General features: G+C 45.6%; 14 protein-coding genes. 9 read left to right on the forward strand and 5 right to left on the reverse strand.

The features are described from left to right. The first annotated feature begins 66 nt into the window (after nucleotides 1-66). Together ABR189_RS13125 and ABR189_RS13130 are read left to right on the forward strand one after the other, a co-directional pair. Nucleotides 67-1,728 (forward strand): hypothetical protein, encoded by a 1,662-nt coding sequence (locus ABR189_RS13125; RefSeq protein ID WP_354660957.1) that lies wholly within the window; start codon nucleotides 67-69, stop codon nucleotides 1,726-1,728. Between the two features lie 46 nt (nucleotides 1,729-1,774). After that, complete coding sequence (locus ABR189_RS13130) at nucleotides 1,775-2,746, forward strand: HU domain-containing protein (RefSeq protein ID WP_354660958.1); 972 nt, start codon at nucleotides 1,775-1,777, stop codon at nucleotides 2,744-2,746. A 19-nt stretch (nucleotides 2,747-2,765) separates the two neighbouring features. Here the strand turns inward: ABR189_RS13130 and ABR189_RS13135 are convergent, their stop codons facing one another. Both ABR189_RS13135 and ABR189_RS13140 read right to left on the reverse strand, forming a co-directional pair. Further along, entirely contained in the window at nucleotides 2,766-3,668 is a 903-nt protein-coding gene (locus ABR189_RS13135) for an SDR family oxidoreductase (RefSeq protein ID WP_354660959.1), read from the reverse strand. Nucleotides 3,669-3,938: 270 nt separating this feature from the next. Next, nucleotides 3,939-6,062 carry a prolyl oligopeptidase family serine peptidase gene (locus tag ABR189_RS13140; protein WP_354660960.1) on the reverse strand — a complete coding sequence of 708 codons (2,124 nt, stop codon included), beginning with the start codon at nucleotides 6,060-6,062 and terminating at the stop codon, nucleotides 3,939-3,941. Nucleotides 6,063-6,199: 137 nt separating this feature from the next. On the opposite strand from ABR189_RS13140, the gene pfkA reads away from it, so the two are divergent. The 3 genes from pfkA to ABR189_RS13155 all read left to right on the forward strand — a co-directional run bounded on the left by pfkA (nucleotide 6,200) and on the right by ABR189_RS13155 (nucleotide 10,004). Next, nucleotides 6,200-7,180: a 6-phosphofructokinase gene (pfkA, locus tag ABR189_RS13145; RefSeq protein WP_354660961.1), complete on the forward strand. Its 981-nt coding sequence runs from the start codon at nucleotides 6,200-6,202 to the stop codon at nucleotides 7,178-7,180. Between the two features lie 10 nt (nucleotides 7,181-7,190). Next, nucleotides 7,191-8,678 (forward strand): pyruvate kinase, encoded by a 1,488-nt coding sequence (gene pyk / locus ABR189_RS13150; protein WP_354660962.1) that lies wholly within the window; start codon nucleotides 7,191-7,193, stop codon nucleotides 8,676-8,678. 291 nt (nucleotides 8,679-8,969) lie between these two features. After that, nucleotides 8,970-10,004 carry a helix-turn-helix domain-containing protein gene (locus ABR189_RS13155; protein WP_354660963.1) on the forward strand — a complete coding sequence of 345 codons (1,035 nt, stop codon included), beginning with the start codon at nucleotides 8,970-8,972 and terminating at the stop codon, nucleotides 10,002-10,004. A 67-nt stretch (nucleotides 10,005-10,071) separates the two neighbouring features. Here the strand turns inward: ABR189_RS13155 and ABR189_RS13160 are convergent, their stop codons facing one another. Continuing rightward, complete coding sequence (locus ABR189_RS13160; RefSeq protein ID WP_354660964.1) at nucleotides 10,072-11,247, reverse strand: MFS transporter; 1,176 nt, start codon at nucleotides 11,245-11,247, stop codon at nucleotides 10,072-10,074. A gap of 184 nt (nucleotides 11,248-11,431) precedes the next feature. On the opposite strand from ABR189_RS13160, the gene ABR189_RS13165 reads away from it, so the two are divergent. Genes ABR189_RS13165 through ABR189_RS13175 form a run of 3 tightly spaced genes read left to right on the forward strand, consistent with a single transcriptional unit; the run spans nucleotide 11,432 to nucleotide 14,388 of the window. Next, on the forward strand, nucleotides 11,432-12,790 hold the full coding sequence (locus ABR189_RS13165) for an NAD-dependent succinate-semialdehyde dehydrogenase (RefSeq protein ID WP_354660965.1): 1,359 nt from the start codon (nucleotides 11,432-11,434) through the stop codon (nucleotides 12,788-12,790). Nucleotides 12,791-12,850: 60 nt separating this feature from the next. Next, nucleotides 12,851-13,807: a type I pantothenate kinase gene (coaA, locus tag ABR189_RS13170; protein ID WP_354660966.1), complete on the forward strand. Its 957-nt coding sequence runs from the start codon at nucleotides 12,851-12,853 to the stop codon at nucleotides 13,805-13,807. A 2-nt stretch (nucleotides 13,808-13,809) separates the two neighbouring features. Continuing rightward, nucleotides 13,810-14,388 (forward strand): Crp/Fnr family transcriptional regulator, encoded by a 579-nt coding sequence (locus ABR189_RS13175; RefSeq protein ID WP_354660967.1) that lies wholly within the window; start codon nucleotides 13,810-13,812, stop codon nucleotides 14,386-14,388. A gap of 32 nt (nucleotides 14,389-14,420) precedes the next feature. Here ABR189_RS13175 and ABR189_RS13180 read toward each other — a convergent pair whose 3' ends face one another. Next, complete coding sequence (locus ABR189_RS13180) at nucleotides 14,421-15,548, reverse strand: aminotransferase class V-fold PLP-dependent enzyme (protein WP_354660968.1); 1,128 nt, start codon at nucleotides 15,546-15,548, stop codon at nucleotides 14,421-14,423. A 111-nt stretch (nucleotides 15,549-15,659) separates the two neighbouring features. Between ABR189_RS13180 and ABR189_RS13185 the strand changes: the two genes are divergently transcribed. Continuing rightward, nucleotides 15,660-16,109 (forward strand): DoxX family protein, encoded by a 450-nt coding sequence (locus ABR189_RS13185; RefSeq protein WP_354660969.1) that lies wholly within the window; start codon nucleotides 15,660-15,662, stop codon nucleotides 16,107-16,109. On the opposite strand, the gene ABR189_RS13190 is transcribed toward ABR189_RS13185, so the two are convergent. Continuing rightward, entirely contained in the window at nucleotides 16,023-17,351 is a 1,329-nt protein-coding gene (locus ABR189_RS13190; RefSeq protein WP_354660970.1) for a DUF6807 domain-containing protein, read from the reverse strand. The two genes, ABR189_RS13185 and ABR189_RS13190, sit on opposite strands and share 87 nt — an antisense overlap. Nucleotides 17,352-17,498: the final 147 nt, after the last annotated feature.

Consider the following 17,498-nt stretch of genomic DNA (forward strand, 5'->3'; position numbering starts at 1 on the left):
CCGGTAATAAAAGTTCAGGACCATGAACTATATATGCATGGCCATTTAACAAAGAATTTCGACAGCATGAAGTGTTCTATTAAATATATCAGCAGGTTGCTTACTATCACCGGGATCAGCGCTATTGCCCTGCACCAGCAGGCTATGGCCCAGAAAGATACCCTCCTGAAAGAAGAAACCATTGACATTATTTCCACTTATCAGCCTAAGTTGAGGGATGCCGCCAAACTCAACCTGACAGCTTCCCTGCCAGGCATTGATACGGCCAGGCCAAGGCTTTCTTACCAGGTACCTGCGCTCAACCTCTACTTTATGTACCAACCTGTGCCCTTAAAACCACTGGCGCTGGGAAAAGATTCACTGAACCCTATACAGAATAACTTTGTAAAACTGGGCTATGGCAATTTGAGCACCCCGTTTGTACAAGTAGGCCTGGGTAGCGGCAGAAATGAAAAGTTTAACTATGGCATCTTTGCCAACTATATCTCCTCCAAAGGCAGTGATATTAAAAACCAGGATTACAGTAACCTGAATGTACTGGCGTCTGGTACTTACCTTTCCCCGCTCCTGGAAGTAAACGGTAGTATCGGGTACGACCGCAACCAGGTACATTATTATGGTTATGATCACGTGCTGGAAAGTTTCGATAAATCTGATATCAAACAGGTATTTAACCAGGTAACCGCACAGGTAGGTGTAAAAAACCGGCCGCATAACGACTGGGCCTTCCAGTTCCAGCCACAGGCTAAATTCATCATCTTCGGAGATAATTACAAACGGATGGAAAACACTTTTATACTGAAAGTACCTGTCCGCAAACAATTGATTGAAGACATCTATATCAAGGCTGAAGGTGTGTTTGACCTGTCTACTTTCAAAGAAGACAATAACAAACAGGTAAATAATAACGTAGCAGCCATCCATCCTGCTGTAGAGATTACCAAACCTGGCTTTATGCTCCATGCAGGCGTAAATCCTACCTGGACCAACAGCAAATTCTACCTGTTGCCGGATATCGTAAACGAATCACACCTGGTACGCAAAAAGCTGATCCTGAGCAGCGGATGGATATCCTATATTGAAAAGAACAGCTTCCGGAACCTGGCCAATAAAAATCCCTTCATCGGTACCTATGATGCCAGTATGATGAATACCCGCGTGGAAGAAAAATACACCGGTATCAAAGGAACATTGGGCAGCCATTTTAACTATAATACCAAGTTTGCAGCAGTAAGGTGGTTTAACCTGCCCCTGTTCGTAAATGATACCCTGGATGCTAAAAAGTTCATTACCCGCAATGAAGAAGAACTGCGTGCTTTTCAACTGCATGCAGAGATCGGATACATAGAGGAAGAGAAATTCCAGGTAAAGTTTACCATGGACTGGTTTAACTACAACAAACAGTTCACGGAAATAAAACCATGGCACCTGGCGCCATTCCAGGGGGATATCTTTGCCCAGTATACTTTCGGTAAAAAATTCCGGCTGAGCGCCGACCTGTTTGCTTTAAGCGGCAGCTATTACCAATACCAGCTTCCTGACAAATCTTTTGACTTTGCCAAAAACAAAGGAGCCTGGGACCTGAATGCGGGTGCCTCTTATGACATCGGTAAAAATTTCAACCTCTGGTTAAATGCCAACAACCTGTTTAATACCAATTATCAGCGCTGGCACCTCTACCCTACTTATGGCTTTAATATAGTGGGCGGTATCATGATTAAATTTTAAAGTTGTAAACTTGCAAAATTTACCCCACCATTAATGTTGATATAACTTGATATTACAGCAATACATACAGGATATTCTTTTCAGGCAAAAAACCTGTTGCCTGCCCCAGGTAGGTACTTTTACCCTGCGTCATATTCCCGCACGGTTTGATGTGGCTGATAAGACCCTGACACCACCTGCGGAGGAAGTGCTCTTTGACGAGCAGTGGACGGATGATGGTGCCTGTCTGGAATGGATTGCTTTAAAAGAAAAACTGGTTACCGCTGTTGCACAACGTAAGCTGGACCGCTACCTCACAGCCTTCAGAGCTGCTCTCCAAACGGGACAGCCGCTGGATTTACCGGGAATAGGCCAGTTGCGTGCTGATATGATGGGGCATATCACGTTTAAACCAGCGGTATTGCCTACCGGTCAGGAAGTAATATTCCTCCAGCCCGTATCCCGTCCGGGGGCCAGCCATAAGGTACAGCAAGGCACTACGGAAGTGGTAGACCAACAGGTAGTAGAGCACCTCACCCCTGTCAGCTCCGACTATTCAGATCCTACAGAAGAAGGTACCTCCGGTTTTAAATGGTGGTGGGTAGCAGTACCGGTAGCGGCGGCTGTAATAGGTTTTGCCATCTGGTTTATCAGTTCTGGTAATAATAAATCAGTAGCGGCTGCGCAACAGGAAGTAAGCACTCCAGCGGCTCCCCCCATAGACACCATGCAACAGCAAAGCGAGTCTGTCCATACTGCTGATTCAACAGTTGGTACTGCTGCCGGCAATACCACCCCATCTGCTGCTACAGACAGCCTGGACTATCTTGTGGTGTTTGCAGAATACGATAATCTGGAGAAAGCACAGAAACGTTATCAGCAATTAAAAGGATGGGGGCATGCCGTAGAAATGCATTCCAAAGGACCCGAACTTTACAAACTGGCAGTACCCCGCCGGTCCATAGCAGCTGATACGGCTGCTGTTATTGATGCCGTACGTACTTTATACGGCGGTCATCATGCATATCTGGAGTTTTAGGATTTCCTTCATATTAATTTCACAAGGCCAGTTCTGTAGCCACTATTTCCAGCCCTTCTGCAAAGGTATGTGGCTGAAAGCCCAGTTCACTGGCTGCTTTGTCTATTGTAAGTCCTGTTTTGGCAGGCCGTTTGGCAGGTTGTGAAAAACTGGAAGAACCTACCTTTTCAATCAGGTTTACATCCAGCTTAAAGTATTCGGCTGTTTGTATTGCCATATCATAAGGGGTGAGCTTATCCTTACCACAGATATTAAAAAAACCATTCGCCTTTTTATCTACAATCAGCTGGCAACCTTCCGCCAGGTCCTGTACCAGCGTAGGGGTACGCCATTGGTCGTCCACCACTTTGATCTTCTTACCCTGCTCCAGATTGTTTTTCACCCAGGTAATCATATTACTGCGCTTGGGGTCAGCTGCTATCCCATATACCAGCACAGTGCGCACCACTGCCCAGGAAGCCAGCTTGCTGTTTTTTACCAGCCTTTCTGCGGCTACCTTACTGGAACCATAATAGTTAATCGGATTTACCGGATCTTCCTCTCCATAAGAACCTTCCAGTCCATCGAAAACAAAGTCGGTAGATAATAATAAAAAGAAAGCATTGCAGCTTTCCGCTGCATGTACCAGGTAACGGGTAGCGCCTACATTAGTATCCCAGCAGGCGTCTTTATTCTTTTCACACTCATCTACCTGCGCCATAGCTCCTGCATGAATTACTGCATCCGGCTTATACTTCTGGAACAACTGCTGTACACTGCCATTCTCCCGCAGATTAACCGGCTCATAAATATATCCTTCCTGCTGTGGAAGCCTGTTAGGACCACGGCCTGTGGCAATCACTTCATACCGGTCATCTTTTGACAAAAGCGTGATCAGATGTTGTCCCAATAATCCATTGCTACCTGTTATAAGTACCTTCATAATTGCTATTTTAAAATAGTCGTTTGTTGATAGCGGATGATCTATCCTGGATTGAAAAATGTGTAACAACCTTTTATTTAGCAGTGGGCAGTTACGCCGTCCTGGTTGCTACAAATGTGCGATTACACAATATCTTTTAAAGATAATAAAAAATAGTCGTTGGTCAACAGTCCATCTCCACCATTCACCGCAATACCACACACATTACGCTTCATGCGGTGGTATTGCGGTAAACAGTGAGCCGGCTGTGATCTCCTGTAGATCAATATATTATTTCATGCCCAGGTTAAACATGGTAAATGCCCATATATCTGTGGCCTCGTCAATTTGTTTGGAAGTAGGCTTTCCCGCACCATGTCCGGCCTGCGTTTCAATCCGGATTAGGGAGGGGTTAGGGCCCTCATTGCAAGCCTGCAACGCAGCGGCAAATTTAAAGGAGTGCGCAGGTACTACCCTGTCATCATGATCGGCCGTCGTAATTAAGGTAGCAGGATAGTGCGTGCCAGGTTTTAAATTATGTAAGGGGGAGTACTTAAGCAGATAGGGAAACTGGTCTGCATTATCACTGCTGCCATACTCTACTGCCCAGGCCCAGCCTATCGTAAATTTCTGAAAACGCAGCATATCCATTACCCCTACTGCCGGCAATGCCACCTTAAAGAGGTCCGGACGCTGGGTCATACATGCGCCTACCAGTAATCCGCCGTTGGATCCGCCCCGGATAGCTATCTTACTTGGGTTCGTATATTTTTCTTTTACCAGGTACTCTGCTGCTCCTATAAAATCGTCAAACACATGCTGTTTCTGATCCAGCATACCTGCCTTGTGCCAGGCTTCCCCATATTCACTGCCACCACGTAAACTTACCACCACAAAAATGCCGCCCTGCTCCATAAAATACAGGTTCGATACATTAAAGCCTGGCGTAATAGGGATATTAAAGCCGCCATATCCATACAATAATACCGGATTCTTGCCATTCAGCTTGATCCCCTTTTTGTAGGAAAGGAACATGGGCACCCGGGTACCATCTTTACTGGTAAAAAATAGTTGTTTGGTTTCGTATTGGTCTGGATTGAATTTTACTTCCGGTTTATTATATACCGTTGATTTTCCGGTAGCTACTTCATATTTAAATACGGTAGCAGGCATTACAAAAGAAGAAAAGGAATAAAACAGCACCTGGTCTTCCTTACGGGCATCAAATCCGGTGGCGGTACCTATGCCGGGTAATTTAATTTCCCGTTCCAGCTTACCATTATAATCATATTGATATACGCGGGTAGAGGCGTCCTTCAGATAACTGGGCAACAGTTTCCCTCCCGCTGTTCCTACTCCCTGCAGGGCTTCCTTTTTTTCCGGAATGATTGTTTTCCAGTTACTTTGCTCCGGATGTCCGGGGTTTATCGACACTACTTTATAGTTGGGCGCATCATGGTTGGTACGTACCAACAACTGATCACCTGCATTATCAATAACATCCGGATCATAATCAAATCCTTTTATCAGCAGTTTAAAATCTGTTTGGGAAGCATCCTGGAAATCCCGGAACCAGATTTCATTGCCGGAAGTACCTTCAGAAACAGACAGGATCAGAAAACGGCCATCTTCGGTTACCTGGGCGCCGACACTGCGCAAAGGATGTTCTTTATCCACAAATATCAGCTCATCCTGTGCCTGAGGGGTACCCATCTTATGGAAGTATACCTTATGGAACTCATTCTTTTTCGACAGCTTACTGCTTTCATCAGGCTGATCGTAACGGCTGTAGTAAAAACCATCTCCGCGCCAGGAAAGCCCGCTGAATTTGATCCAGTCCAACTTATCTTCCAGCAACTTACCGGTAGCTACGTCCATTACAAATGCCTGTTGCCAGTCGGACCCTGCCTGCGCCAGCAGATAAGCTACATACTTCCCGTCTTTGGAAAAGCTGATAGTCCCTAAAGCTGCTGTGCCGTTGGCAGATAATTTATTGGGGTCAATAAAAACTTCCGGCTGGGCATCCAGGGCAGCCATACGGTAAAGTACGGCCTGATTCTGTAAACCATCATTTTTATAGAAATAATAATAGTTGCCTCTTTTAAATGGGGTACCTACTTTTACGTAGTTCCACAATTCTTCCAGACGTTTTTTAATATCCTTCCGGAAAGGAATACCGGACAGATAGTCTTCTGTTACTTTATTCTGTGCTATTACCCATGCTTTGGTAGCATCGCTGTTGTCATCTTCCAGCCAGCGGTAGGGGTCTGCAATGTCAGTACCATGATAATGGTCTACCGTATCTACCTTCCAGGTATTAGGGTAAGTGATCACCGGTTGTTGCTGTGCAACTAAGTTGCCCGTCATAAAAGTCATACTCATAATTAATAATCCCTTATTAGTCTTTTTCAGCATACCTATATATTTTAAAAAAAATTTGATATTTATTTGACTAAAATGAAAAATTTAGGTTATTTCATCAGATAACTGCAATAAAGCAATTGCAAAATGTTATTTTTGTGCGCCTTTAAGGTATTTTTTGAGCAATTTATATGAAAAAAGTGAACAACATTGCAGTACTTACATCAGGGGGAGATGCCCCAGGCATGAATGCAGCCGTTCGTGCCGTTGTAAGAACGGGAATTTATCATCAGCTGAATGTGTATGGCATCATGTATGGCTATAGGGGAATGTTGAAAAACGAAATATTTCCAATGGAGTCAAAATCGGTGGCCAACATCATACAGCGTGGCGGCACCATTTTGAAAACGGCCCGGTGCAAGGAGTTCCATGAATATGAAGGGCGAAAAAAAGCCTATGAAAACCTGAAAAAACACAACATTGACGGATTGGTAGTGATTGGTGGAGATGGATCTTTCAATGGTGCGCAAAAGTTCAGCCAGGAGTTTGACATTCCTTGTATAGGCTTGCCGGGAACTATTGACAAGGACATCGCAGGCACAGATTTTACCATTGGGTTTGATACAGCCGTAAATACAGCTATATCTGCTATTGATAAAATCCGGGATACTGCCGATGCCCACGACCGCTTGTTTGTGATTGAAGTAATGGGCCGTGATGCAGGCTATATCGCCTTGCACAGCGGTATCTCTACCGGTGCAGAACACATCCTGATCCCCGAACGCCATTCTGATGTGGCTACTATCATTGAAGACCTCCAGGCCAACGAACGCCGGAGGAAACTGGTAAATCTGATTGTAGTGGCAGAAGGTGACAAAAACGGGGGCGCCAACGAAGTGGCCAAAATAGTGCAGGAAAAACTGCCGCAGATCGATACCAGGGTATGTATCCTGGGGCATATCCAACGCGGAGGTTCTCCTACCTGTATGGACCGTATCCTGGCCAGCCGGATGGGTTATGCTGCTGTAGATGCATTACTGGACGGGACACATAATGTAATGATTGGTATTGTCAATGATAAGATCCAATATACACCTCTGGATAAGGCCGTAAAGGCCAAACAGGAAATTGATCCTGAATGGTTTAAGATTGTCAAAATACTTGCGAGTTAAAAAAATAGTTATGAGTACAAAGGATCTGTCCAAATATTACCACAAAGAAATGGACCACGCTGCTGGTCGCCAACATTCTGCACACAAAACAAAAATCGTAGCTACTGTAGGCCCTGCCTGCGATACCTATGAAAAATTATTGGAACTGGTGCAGGCTGGTGTGAATGTTTTTCGCCTCAACTTTTCTCATGGCTCCCATGAAGATAAATTGAGGATCATCGAATACATTCGTCAGATCAATAAAACACAACCTTTCAATATTGCCATCCTGGCCGATTTACAAGGTCCTAAGCTAAGGGTAGGCGAAATAGAAAATAATGCATTGCCTTTAACCATTGGCCAGATGCTCACTTTTTCCAACGAAAAGGTGGTAGGTAATGCCCAGAAAATCTACGTTTCTTATCCTGATCTTTACCGGGATATCAAACCAGGCCACAGAATTTTGTTAGATGATGGTAAAATTGAAACCATTGTAAGAGAAACTACGCCTGATGGTCTAATTAAAGCCGAAGTAATGCTGGGCGGCATCCTGTCCTCCAAAAAAGGCTTTAACCTCCCCGATACCAAAATATCCATGCCGGCACTGACCGAAAAAGATATCGTAGACCTGGAATTTATCATTGAACAACAGTGCGACTGGGTAGCGCTTTCTTTTGTAAGAAGCGTAAAAGACCTGATGGACCTGCGTAAGCGCCTGGAAGATCGGCAATCCAAGATCAAGATCATCTCTAAAATAGAAAAGCCTGAAGCGATCCAGAACCTCAAAGAGATCATCTGGGAAAGTGATGGCGTCATGATTGCCCGTGGTGACCTGGGTGTGGAACTGCCTGTAGAGCAGATCCCGATGATCCAGAAAGATATCATCCGCAAATGTATCCACCGTGCTAAACCCGTTATCGTGGCTACCCAGATGATGGAAAGTATGATGGACCGCAGCAGACCCAACCGTAGCGAAATTACCGACGTGGCCAATGCCGTACTGGAAGGTGCCGACGCTGTAATGCTGAGCGGGGAAACTGCTACTGGTATGCACCCGGTACTGGTGATCGAAACCATGAAAAAGATCATCGACGAAGTAGAAAAAGAAGATATCATTTACAACCGTAACCTTATTCCACACCGCCACTCTCCTACTTTCCTGAGCGACGCCCTGTGTTATAACGCTTGTAAAATAGCAGAAGACCTGGATTCTGATGCCCTGATAGGTATGACGCAAAGTGGTTACACCGGCTTTATGCTGAGCAGCTACCGCCCGCGCTCTCCTCTTTATATCTTCACCAAAGAAAGAACACTGGTTAACCAACTGAGCCTGAGCTGGGGGGTACGTGCGTTCTACTATGCGGAAGAAGAAAGCCTGGATGATATCATCTTTGATCAGATCCACATCCTGAAAGAAAGAGGCTTCCTGAAAACAGATGACGTGGCCGTAAATACCGGTAGCACGCCTGTTAAAGAACACCTGCCTACTAACATTCTGAAAATTACCAGGGTGGTATAATCCCTCCCCGGAAAATAATACAGCAAGAGAAACAGATGAAAGTCTGTTTCTCTTTTTTGTTCATATCGCCCCCACTTCTCTCCTCCTGCCTTATCTCTTTCCGGTAGTCAGAATAATATTAACCTCCCCCGGATTGATCCGGATATTAACACATCGTTAACCACGGCGCTGACTGTGATTAACAGACAGTTAACGCCAGGACATAAAATAAATTCTAACCTTGTAACAAAAATAATATGTCATATTCTATCTATGTAAGGATATGATTATTTACCAACCAAAACAGATCTTATGCTTTTTGCATCTTATGCCGGAGAGGAGATAGACAATGACCTGCTTATACAAATGGGGTACATCCCGGAAACGTTTACAGGGAGCATTATGCGGGATGCCCTGAAATTCTTTTATGAAAATGAATCCAGAAAAGTATTCTCCCAGATGATTGCCTTACGGCGTTTCAAAATATGGGATCATCACATCACTGTACTGAACAACAACCCTATCTATCCTACTACCAATGAGGCTGGATACAAGTTGCATTTTATGCTGTCGGATATTAGCGTCAAAGCTGCGGTGGAAAATAACCATCCGGCCATAACCGGTGATAAAACCAACGTAGAACTTGAATCCGGACAGATAACAATAGTACATGTTCCCAAAGGGAAACACCTGGCGCCAATCCCCTTAGGAACACATAATTTTTTTCATATAGACCTGGCCCCTTCTATCTGGCCCTTATTGAAAAAAAACAAGCAGGCTGCAGCACTCCTTACAGCGATAAAAAAAGCAAAAACACACGGGCAGGCGCAGATCAATACGGCTCCCGTTGCCATTAATGTGTATTGTATGGGCCTGATAGAGCAGATCCGGCAACATGCCTATAGCGGACAAATAGCCGACATATACCTGCAGAAAAAATGCTGGCAGTTGCTGAGTTACTTTGCAACATCATTTGCCCAACAAGGTAAAAAGGCACGCCGTCCTTTAACGCCCAAAGATGTAAACACGCTGGACAACGTAAAAGCAATGATGAAACTACAGCTCCATGAACATTTTAATGCAGACATATTGGGCAGAAATTTTAACATAGCTCCTGGGATACTGGCCCGTAATTTTCAGCAGCTGTTTCATAGCTCCATTTATGACTTCTCCCGGAATTATAAAATGGAACAGGCTTTTAAACAACTGGTAAAAAGGACACTTTCTCCGGGCAAACTGGCACAACTACTAGGTTTCAAAAATACGGCTACTTTTACCCGTGCCTTCCATGCCTATTGGGGATACAAACCAGCCTATATCAGACAAATGAAAAATAATACACTATAAAACATTACCGGCCGTACCCGGATAGCTTTGCTACCTGGCACGGCCAGTAATAAATAGTTTATAGAACTTATCCTGCTACAATCGTCTCCTTCTTCTTATAAGTAGCTAAATAAATGATCAGTGCCAATGTAATGAGTAATACTCCTGCTGCGCAAACACCATTCCATTTCCCTACCTGCCATACCCACAATCCAATCCCTGAACCCAGAGAAGTACCCACAAAACTAATGGTCATAAATACGGTATTCAAGCGGTTACGCGCCTCAGGTACCAATGCATAAATTCTGGTTTGATTAGATACATGTATCCCTTGCAATCCCAGATCTATTGCCACAATACCAATGATGATCCCTACAATGTTTGTTTGGAAAAAATAAAAAAGAAAGTATCCGGCAAACAGGAAGATGATACCATAGCCAATAGCTATGCGGGGATTTTTCTTATCTGCTATCCGCCCTATCAACGGAGCACCCAACGCACCTGCTGCTGCTGCCAGCCCCATCAGCCCTATTACATCACTCCCATAATTAAACGGTGGTGCTGATAATAAAAACACGACGGTAGTCCAGAACATGCCAAACATGGCAAAGCTACAGGCATTAATAGCTGCTGCTTCCCGCAATACCGGCTGCTCCCTGGTGATCGTAATCAATGACTTCATCAACGCGCCATAAGTACCGGAAAAGTTAGGCGCACTTTTAGGAAATGATACCATCATAATCAGCAATAATATCAATCCAATACCTCCGGCTATCCAGAACATAGCCCGCCAGCCCCAGTAATGCCCTACTACGCCGCTGATGGTCCTCGACAACAGAATCCCCACCAGCAATCCGCTCATAATAGTACCGATTACCTTGCCCCTGCTGCCCGGATCAGAAAGATTGGCTGCCAATGGCAGGATCAGCTGTGGTACCACAGACGTAAATCCTATCAGCAGTCCGGTAATCTTCAGCATAAATATATTCATGGATAAAGCGGAAGCTACCAATGCCAGCACGGCCAAAGCCGTCATGATAATGATCTGCCGCTTCCGTTCCAGCTTATCTCCCAGTGGCACACAAAATAAAAGTCCCAATGCATACCCCAGCTGTGTAAAAAAGGTTACCTGCCCGGCATTACTCTCCGACACTTTAAATTCTTCACTCATTAATACCAGCAATGGTTGGCTGTAATATATATTCGCTACTATCAGGCCCGTACAAAGGGCCATGATCATAATATTCCACCTGCTCAAAGCCATAAAATGCATCTCTTTATTTGCTGGGCAAAGTTAGCAAAACGGCTGGTATTGAGAGAAGCGTTATTTTTGAAGCTGTTAGCAGTTAGCTTTTAGCTATTAGCCTAATAACGTCATTTAAGCAGTCCTGCTAAAAGCTAACCATATCCAGCTAACAGCTAATTTCTAACAGCTAAAAGCTCCTCGTATGTCTACCTTCGAAAGCATTTACCCATACACCCAGGAAACTATCGCCAGCTATCCGGCACATACGGAAGCCGAAATAGCACAAAAGCTGGCTGCAGGTGATAAAGCCTTCCGGCAGTTACAACAAATATCGCTGCAGCAGCGGTGCAACTGGATGTTGCAGGTAGCCGCAGATCTGAAGACGAATGTTACGGAACATGCTACCCTGATCACACGTGAAATGGGGAAAACACTGAAAGAAGCAAAGGCTGAAGTACTGAAGTGTGCTACCACCGCCGAATATTATGCTGAAAATATAGCTGTCATGCTGCAGCCCAGGCTTATTACCTCAGATGCCAGTAAAAGTTATGCCACTTACGAGCCGAAGGGCATTATCCTGGCCATCATGCCCTGGAATTTCCCCTACTGGCAGGTATTCCGTTTTGCCATTCCCAATATTCTGGCGGGCAATGCCGGCCTGCTCAAACATGCCAGCAATGTAAGCGGCTGTGCACTGGCCATAGAAAAAGTATTCCTCCATGCGGGCTTTCCGGCGGGTACCTTTCAGGCCGTACTGGTATCTTCTAAAAATGTGGAACCCATCATTGCAGATAACCGTGTACAGGGCGTTACGCTCACCGGCAGTACCCCGGCAGGCAGCAGCGTGGCACAGCTGGCAGGTAAATACATTAAAAAAACAGTGCTGGAACTGGGCGGCAGCGACCCTTTTATCGTGCTTAAAGATGCCAACCTGGAACAGGCAGCCAAACTGGCGGTACAGGGGCGTATGCAAAATGCCGGACAATCCTGCATTGCGGCCAAACGCTGGATCGTAGAACAGGATGCCGTACCCGGATTTACAGCGCATGTAAAAACACTGATACAAGCTCTCCGCCAGGGAGATCCGATGCTGGATACTACCTCCATGGGGCCAATGGCCCGACCCGACCTGGCTGTAGAGGTAGGCAACCAAATGCAGCAAACGATCCGGCAGGGTGCTGTATTGGAACTGGGCGGACAATACGAAGGCTGCAATTTTATGCCTACCCTTCTCACACAGGTACAAAGCAATATGGCGGCCTTCCAGGAAGAAACCTTTGGCCCCGTGGCAGTAATCACTGCCGCCCGTGATGAAGAACATGCCATTGCACTGGCTAATGAAACCTCCTTCGGATTAGGGGCTGCCCTGTGGACCAGCGACACGGAAAAGGCTACACGGTTGGCGCCGCGCATTCAAAGCGGCAATGTGTTCATTAATGCCATGGTGCACTCCGATGCCCGCCTCCCCTTTGGAGGGGTAAAACAATCAGGCTATGGCCGGGAATTGTCACAGGAAGGTGTACACGAATTCCTGAATATCAAAACAGTGTACATCGGCTAAAATAATTCCGTAACGCCAATACGTAATTATTTTACCTTTACCTATCAATGTAGATGCAATATGACCAGTTTCACTCAAAGTGAACCTTACTCACCTTATATTACTATTAGCCGCGAAGAATGGGCTAAAACAAGCGATGATGCCATGCTCCACCTCCTGGACACTAAAGACCTGGACCAGCTGCATGCCATGAATGAACCGCTCACGGAAGAAGAAGTAACACAGATCTATATTCCGCTATCCCGCCTGCTGAACTTATACGTAACCTCTTCACAAAGGCTCCATGCTACTACCAGCTCTTTTTTACGCAGCCGCGTACATAAAGTGCCCTATATTATCGGGATTGCCGGTAGCGTGGCTGTAGGAAAGAGCACCACTGCCCGGGTATTACAGAAACTGCTTTCTGCCTGGCCTAATCATACACGGGTAGCCCTGGTTACTACCGATGGCTTCCTCTTCCCCAACAGGATCCTGGAACAGCAACATATCATGAACCGGAAAGGATTCCCGGAAAGTTATGATATAAAGAAACTGATCCGCTTCCTCGCGGATGTAAAATCAGGGAAACAGAAAATAGCCGCACCACTCTATTCTCACCTGGAATATGATGTATTATCCGAACATCAATGGATCGAACAGCCCGATATCGTAATCGTGGAAGGCATCAATGTATTGCAGGTACGCCCCCGCCAGGAAAAAAGGGATCCATCTGTATTCGTTTCCGATTTCTTCGATTTCTCCATTTATGTACACGCCCAGGAAAAAGATATCCGTAACTGGTACATTGCCCGCTTTGAATCATTGCGCCGTACTGCTTTCCAGAATCCCGACTCTTTTTTCCATCGCTATGCATATCTATCTGATGAAGAAACAATTGCCATGGCTACGCAGATCTGGGATGATATTAATAAACCTAACCTGGAACAAAATATCCAGCCTACCCGCTACCGCGCTGGCCTCATCCTCGACAAGGGAAGTGATCATTTTATCAAATCCGTACATCTGAGAAAAACATAAAGATGACTGACCTGGACCAGCTAAGAAGAGCGCTTGCCAAATTGTATACCGGCGCAGATGAAAACTGGCCGGCCTTTGAGCGCATACTTCATCCGGTACAGTTTGAGGCAGGAGCCTTTTTATCCCAGGCAGGAAAAACAACCAATGCTATTTATTATATCACAGCAGGCACCGTCCGCGTAGTGGCGCTGTACCAGGAAAAAGAAACCTGCCTGGACTTTGCATTCCCAGGCATGTTCTCCACCTCCTATGCTTCTTTTATTACACAAACGCCTGCAGGAGTGAGCTTGCAGGCCATCCTCCCGGTAAACGCCCTCGCTTTTTATTATGATGACCTGCAGACACTCTACCGAGCTCATCCGGCTACCGAAAAAATAGGCCGCTTGCTGGCAGAACAACAATATCTCCGCAAATACCACCGCGAACTTTCATTACTGCAATACACCGCTGCGGAAAGATACCGGCAACTATTACAGGAACATCCGGAGATAGTCAGAGTAATACCTGTTAAATATGTTGCCTCCTACCTGGGTATTGAGCCGGAGAGCCTTAGCCGCATCCGCCGGAATATCAAAAAATAACAACACAACACGGCCGGAAGAAAAAGGAACAGTTACAAATAACGGAACAACCGGTCAACGTCGTTCAAAGTATTAAATAAGTAAGGGGCCACTCTCATACTGGAGCCCCTGAAGCTCACATATACCTGGTTATCGGCCAACTCCTTTCTGAGCTTTACCACCTGGCTGTCACTTAATTTGATTCCGATCATATGCCCCACCCGCTGATTGCTATCCGGTGTTTCCAACCCCAGGGCAGCTGCCTTTTCCTGAATAGCATCCGTGAGTACTGACAGGGTTTCCTGTATATTGGCCACCCCCCATTCCAGTATCTGGGATAATGCGGCAATACTCATTTCCACATGTACAAAGCTGGGAAAACCACCCATATCAAACCGTCTTGCGCCTGCTCTGTATATCTCCTGGTAATTCACCAACGATGTAAAATCATCACTGCCCGCTCTGTTCAGCCAGGAATATTCAATCGGCTTTCCGGCTATACTGTATTGGGGATCTGCATATAAAAAGCCCATGCCATAAGCGCCGAGCAACCATTTATATCCTACCGTAACCAGAAAATCCGGCTTGATCTTATTGATGTCCAGGGGATAAGCACCTAACGACTGACTGGCATCTATCACCAGTTTGGCAGATACACTTTTTACTGCTTTACTCACTTCCTCCAGGTCAATCAAACTGCCATCTGTCCAATGGCAATTTGGAATAGCCACTACGCCGGTATGTGTATTAATATGTGATAACAGAGCGGCAGTCCACGATTGTCCGGCTGCCCTTTTTACGGTTACAATAGCAGCACCACTGCTGCGGGATAATTCCTGCCAGGCATATACATTCGATGGATATTGTTGATCCAGCAATATTATATGCTGATCAGGACGTAATTGGACATTGTTTGCTGCAACAGCAATGCCATAGCTGGCAGCAGGAATAAGGGCAATATGATCTTTTGTTGCGCCGATAATTTTTGCAAATAAATCACGAAGTACTTCTGCACGTCCAAACCAATCTTCCGTTTGCAATTGCCAGGGGGTTGTTTTTTTATTGAGCCCTGTTATACCAGCTGCCTGCACCTGCTTGGGCAGGGGCGATACACTGCCGCAATTCATATAAACTACCTCTGAAGGAATATCAAACAAGTGTCTTTGATCTGGAAGTATCATAGTTTACACTTTTTAATGGTTGTCTAAAGTATCGACTCTTTTATTAACTAACAAATGTTAGGTTGCTGCACTTTTTTAATGCCGAAATTTGAGAGAACAAAAATTATCCCAATGGCATTCTTTGCAGGCTTACTGACTTTTAGTCTTCTTTTTTTATTAGCAGGATATCTCTTCAATATATCTTATCTGCTACACTTTGCGAATGATATGCGGCTGGCAGCCGCTACGATGTTTATATTAATTGGTGTCATGCATCTGTTAAAACCACATAAGCTCACTTACATGATCGAGGGACTGTTGCCCTATGCCTATGCATTGGTTATTTTAACGGGTATCCTGGAAATTATTTTTGGAGCAGGATTACTGCACACCGCCACACAGTATTATGCGGCCTGGGCCTTAATGGTCCTGTTAGTCCTGATGTTTCCGGCCAATATATATGTAGCTGTAAAACAACTGCCAGCTCCGGGCGGCTTACCTGCCAGTCCCTGGTATACCTGGAGCCGCCTCGCCTTTCAGCCCCTGTACATTTTGTGGATCTGGTGGAGTATAAGAGGATAGGATTACAATAGGCGGATGTGCAAAATCCTGCCAGGCTGCTTCTGCTTCCCCTGCAGTTAAATCTCCCTTAAACACCATTATCCTGTATTTTTGCGTGTATTCATGGCCATAGGTAAGCAGCCACGAAGCCATTTTAGTAGGACTATAATTGAGCATCAGCTCTCCCCTTTCTGCGTTCTCCGGCCATACTCTCAATGGCTGCGGGGAGTTGTAATTGTCCGGACTATTCATAATCAGTATCCCTGCATGTCCTTTGCCGGTACTACCGCTGATCTTTACCCAGCGGGCACGGGTACTGTCAGCGTCTTTTCTGTTTTTCCCTTCGGAAGTCAATACCTGGCTGGTGCTACTGGTCCACGCTGCTGTAGCCCGGAAACACAAGCCTCCTCCATAACGGTATTGCAATAATAATAAGGCGCTGTCAGTTGCACAGCTGATAGTAGATACAAAATCCCATATCCGCCTGCTGTCGTGTGTACCTGCAGTATAGGCCCGCACATCCCATACCTCATCCAACGCTGTTTTTTCTCTTCCATTCATTTCAAAAACTACATGCTCCTGCCGGGCCTTAAATCCTCCCCATACATTCCCCTGAGTTTTAGAGAGAAAGCCGGTAAACCGTACTGTCCCCTCTTTCTTTTGCAGATTCCAGAAATCAACCACCCTCCCCTCAAATGAAGTGTGTGTCCACGGATTCCAGATACCCATATGATGATAATGCCCTTCAGGGAATATGTTGGTAAGCACTGCACCATTAGGTGCCCATACCGGATGTATAAAGCCACTTCTCTTGTACATGGTATCTACCCCCGGAGGCGGATATACGGTGTTATAATTATACTGCAGGATCTGCCGGCTTCCTTCCTCCAATAACAGATTACCATGACGGTCAGTTACCCGCATTACCGGGAGGGTTGTTACTCCTGCTGGTACCTTGGACAACTCAAACACACGTTGCACTCCCACCGGTGTTTTCCCCGTCAGCACCCACCAGATGCGTGGAAACCTACCTGGTTCTATCTGCATGGGTACAGCTATCCTTTTATTTCCCCGTACTTCTTCCAGCTTCCAGGAGGCTGCAGATGTTATGCTATATTCGCCCAGCGCACAGCTTACCACGCTATTATCCCTGGCAAAAGTACCGGCCTGTACCACCATGCGGGCTATCACCTGCGCTTCCAGCACCTGCATGCTGCTAAAAAAGCAGCCGAATAACAATGATAAAACACGAAAGAAGGGCATAACTGTAAGGCTAAGACCCTAATATATAAAATCCGCCTCCACTATGCAAGTAAGCGGCGTAGCCATCCATTAATCTTGCAGGAGATAACCTGCAGCTTGCTACAGGTACTGATTTTTTATGATACATTTGATATACCGTTTAAAATG

It is taken from the genome of Chitinophaga sp. H8 (assembly GCF_040567655.1).
Lineage (GTDB): Bacteria > Bacteroidota > Bacteroidia > Chitinophagales > Chitinophagaceae > Chitinophaga > Chitinophaga defluvii.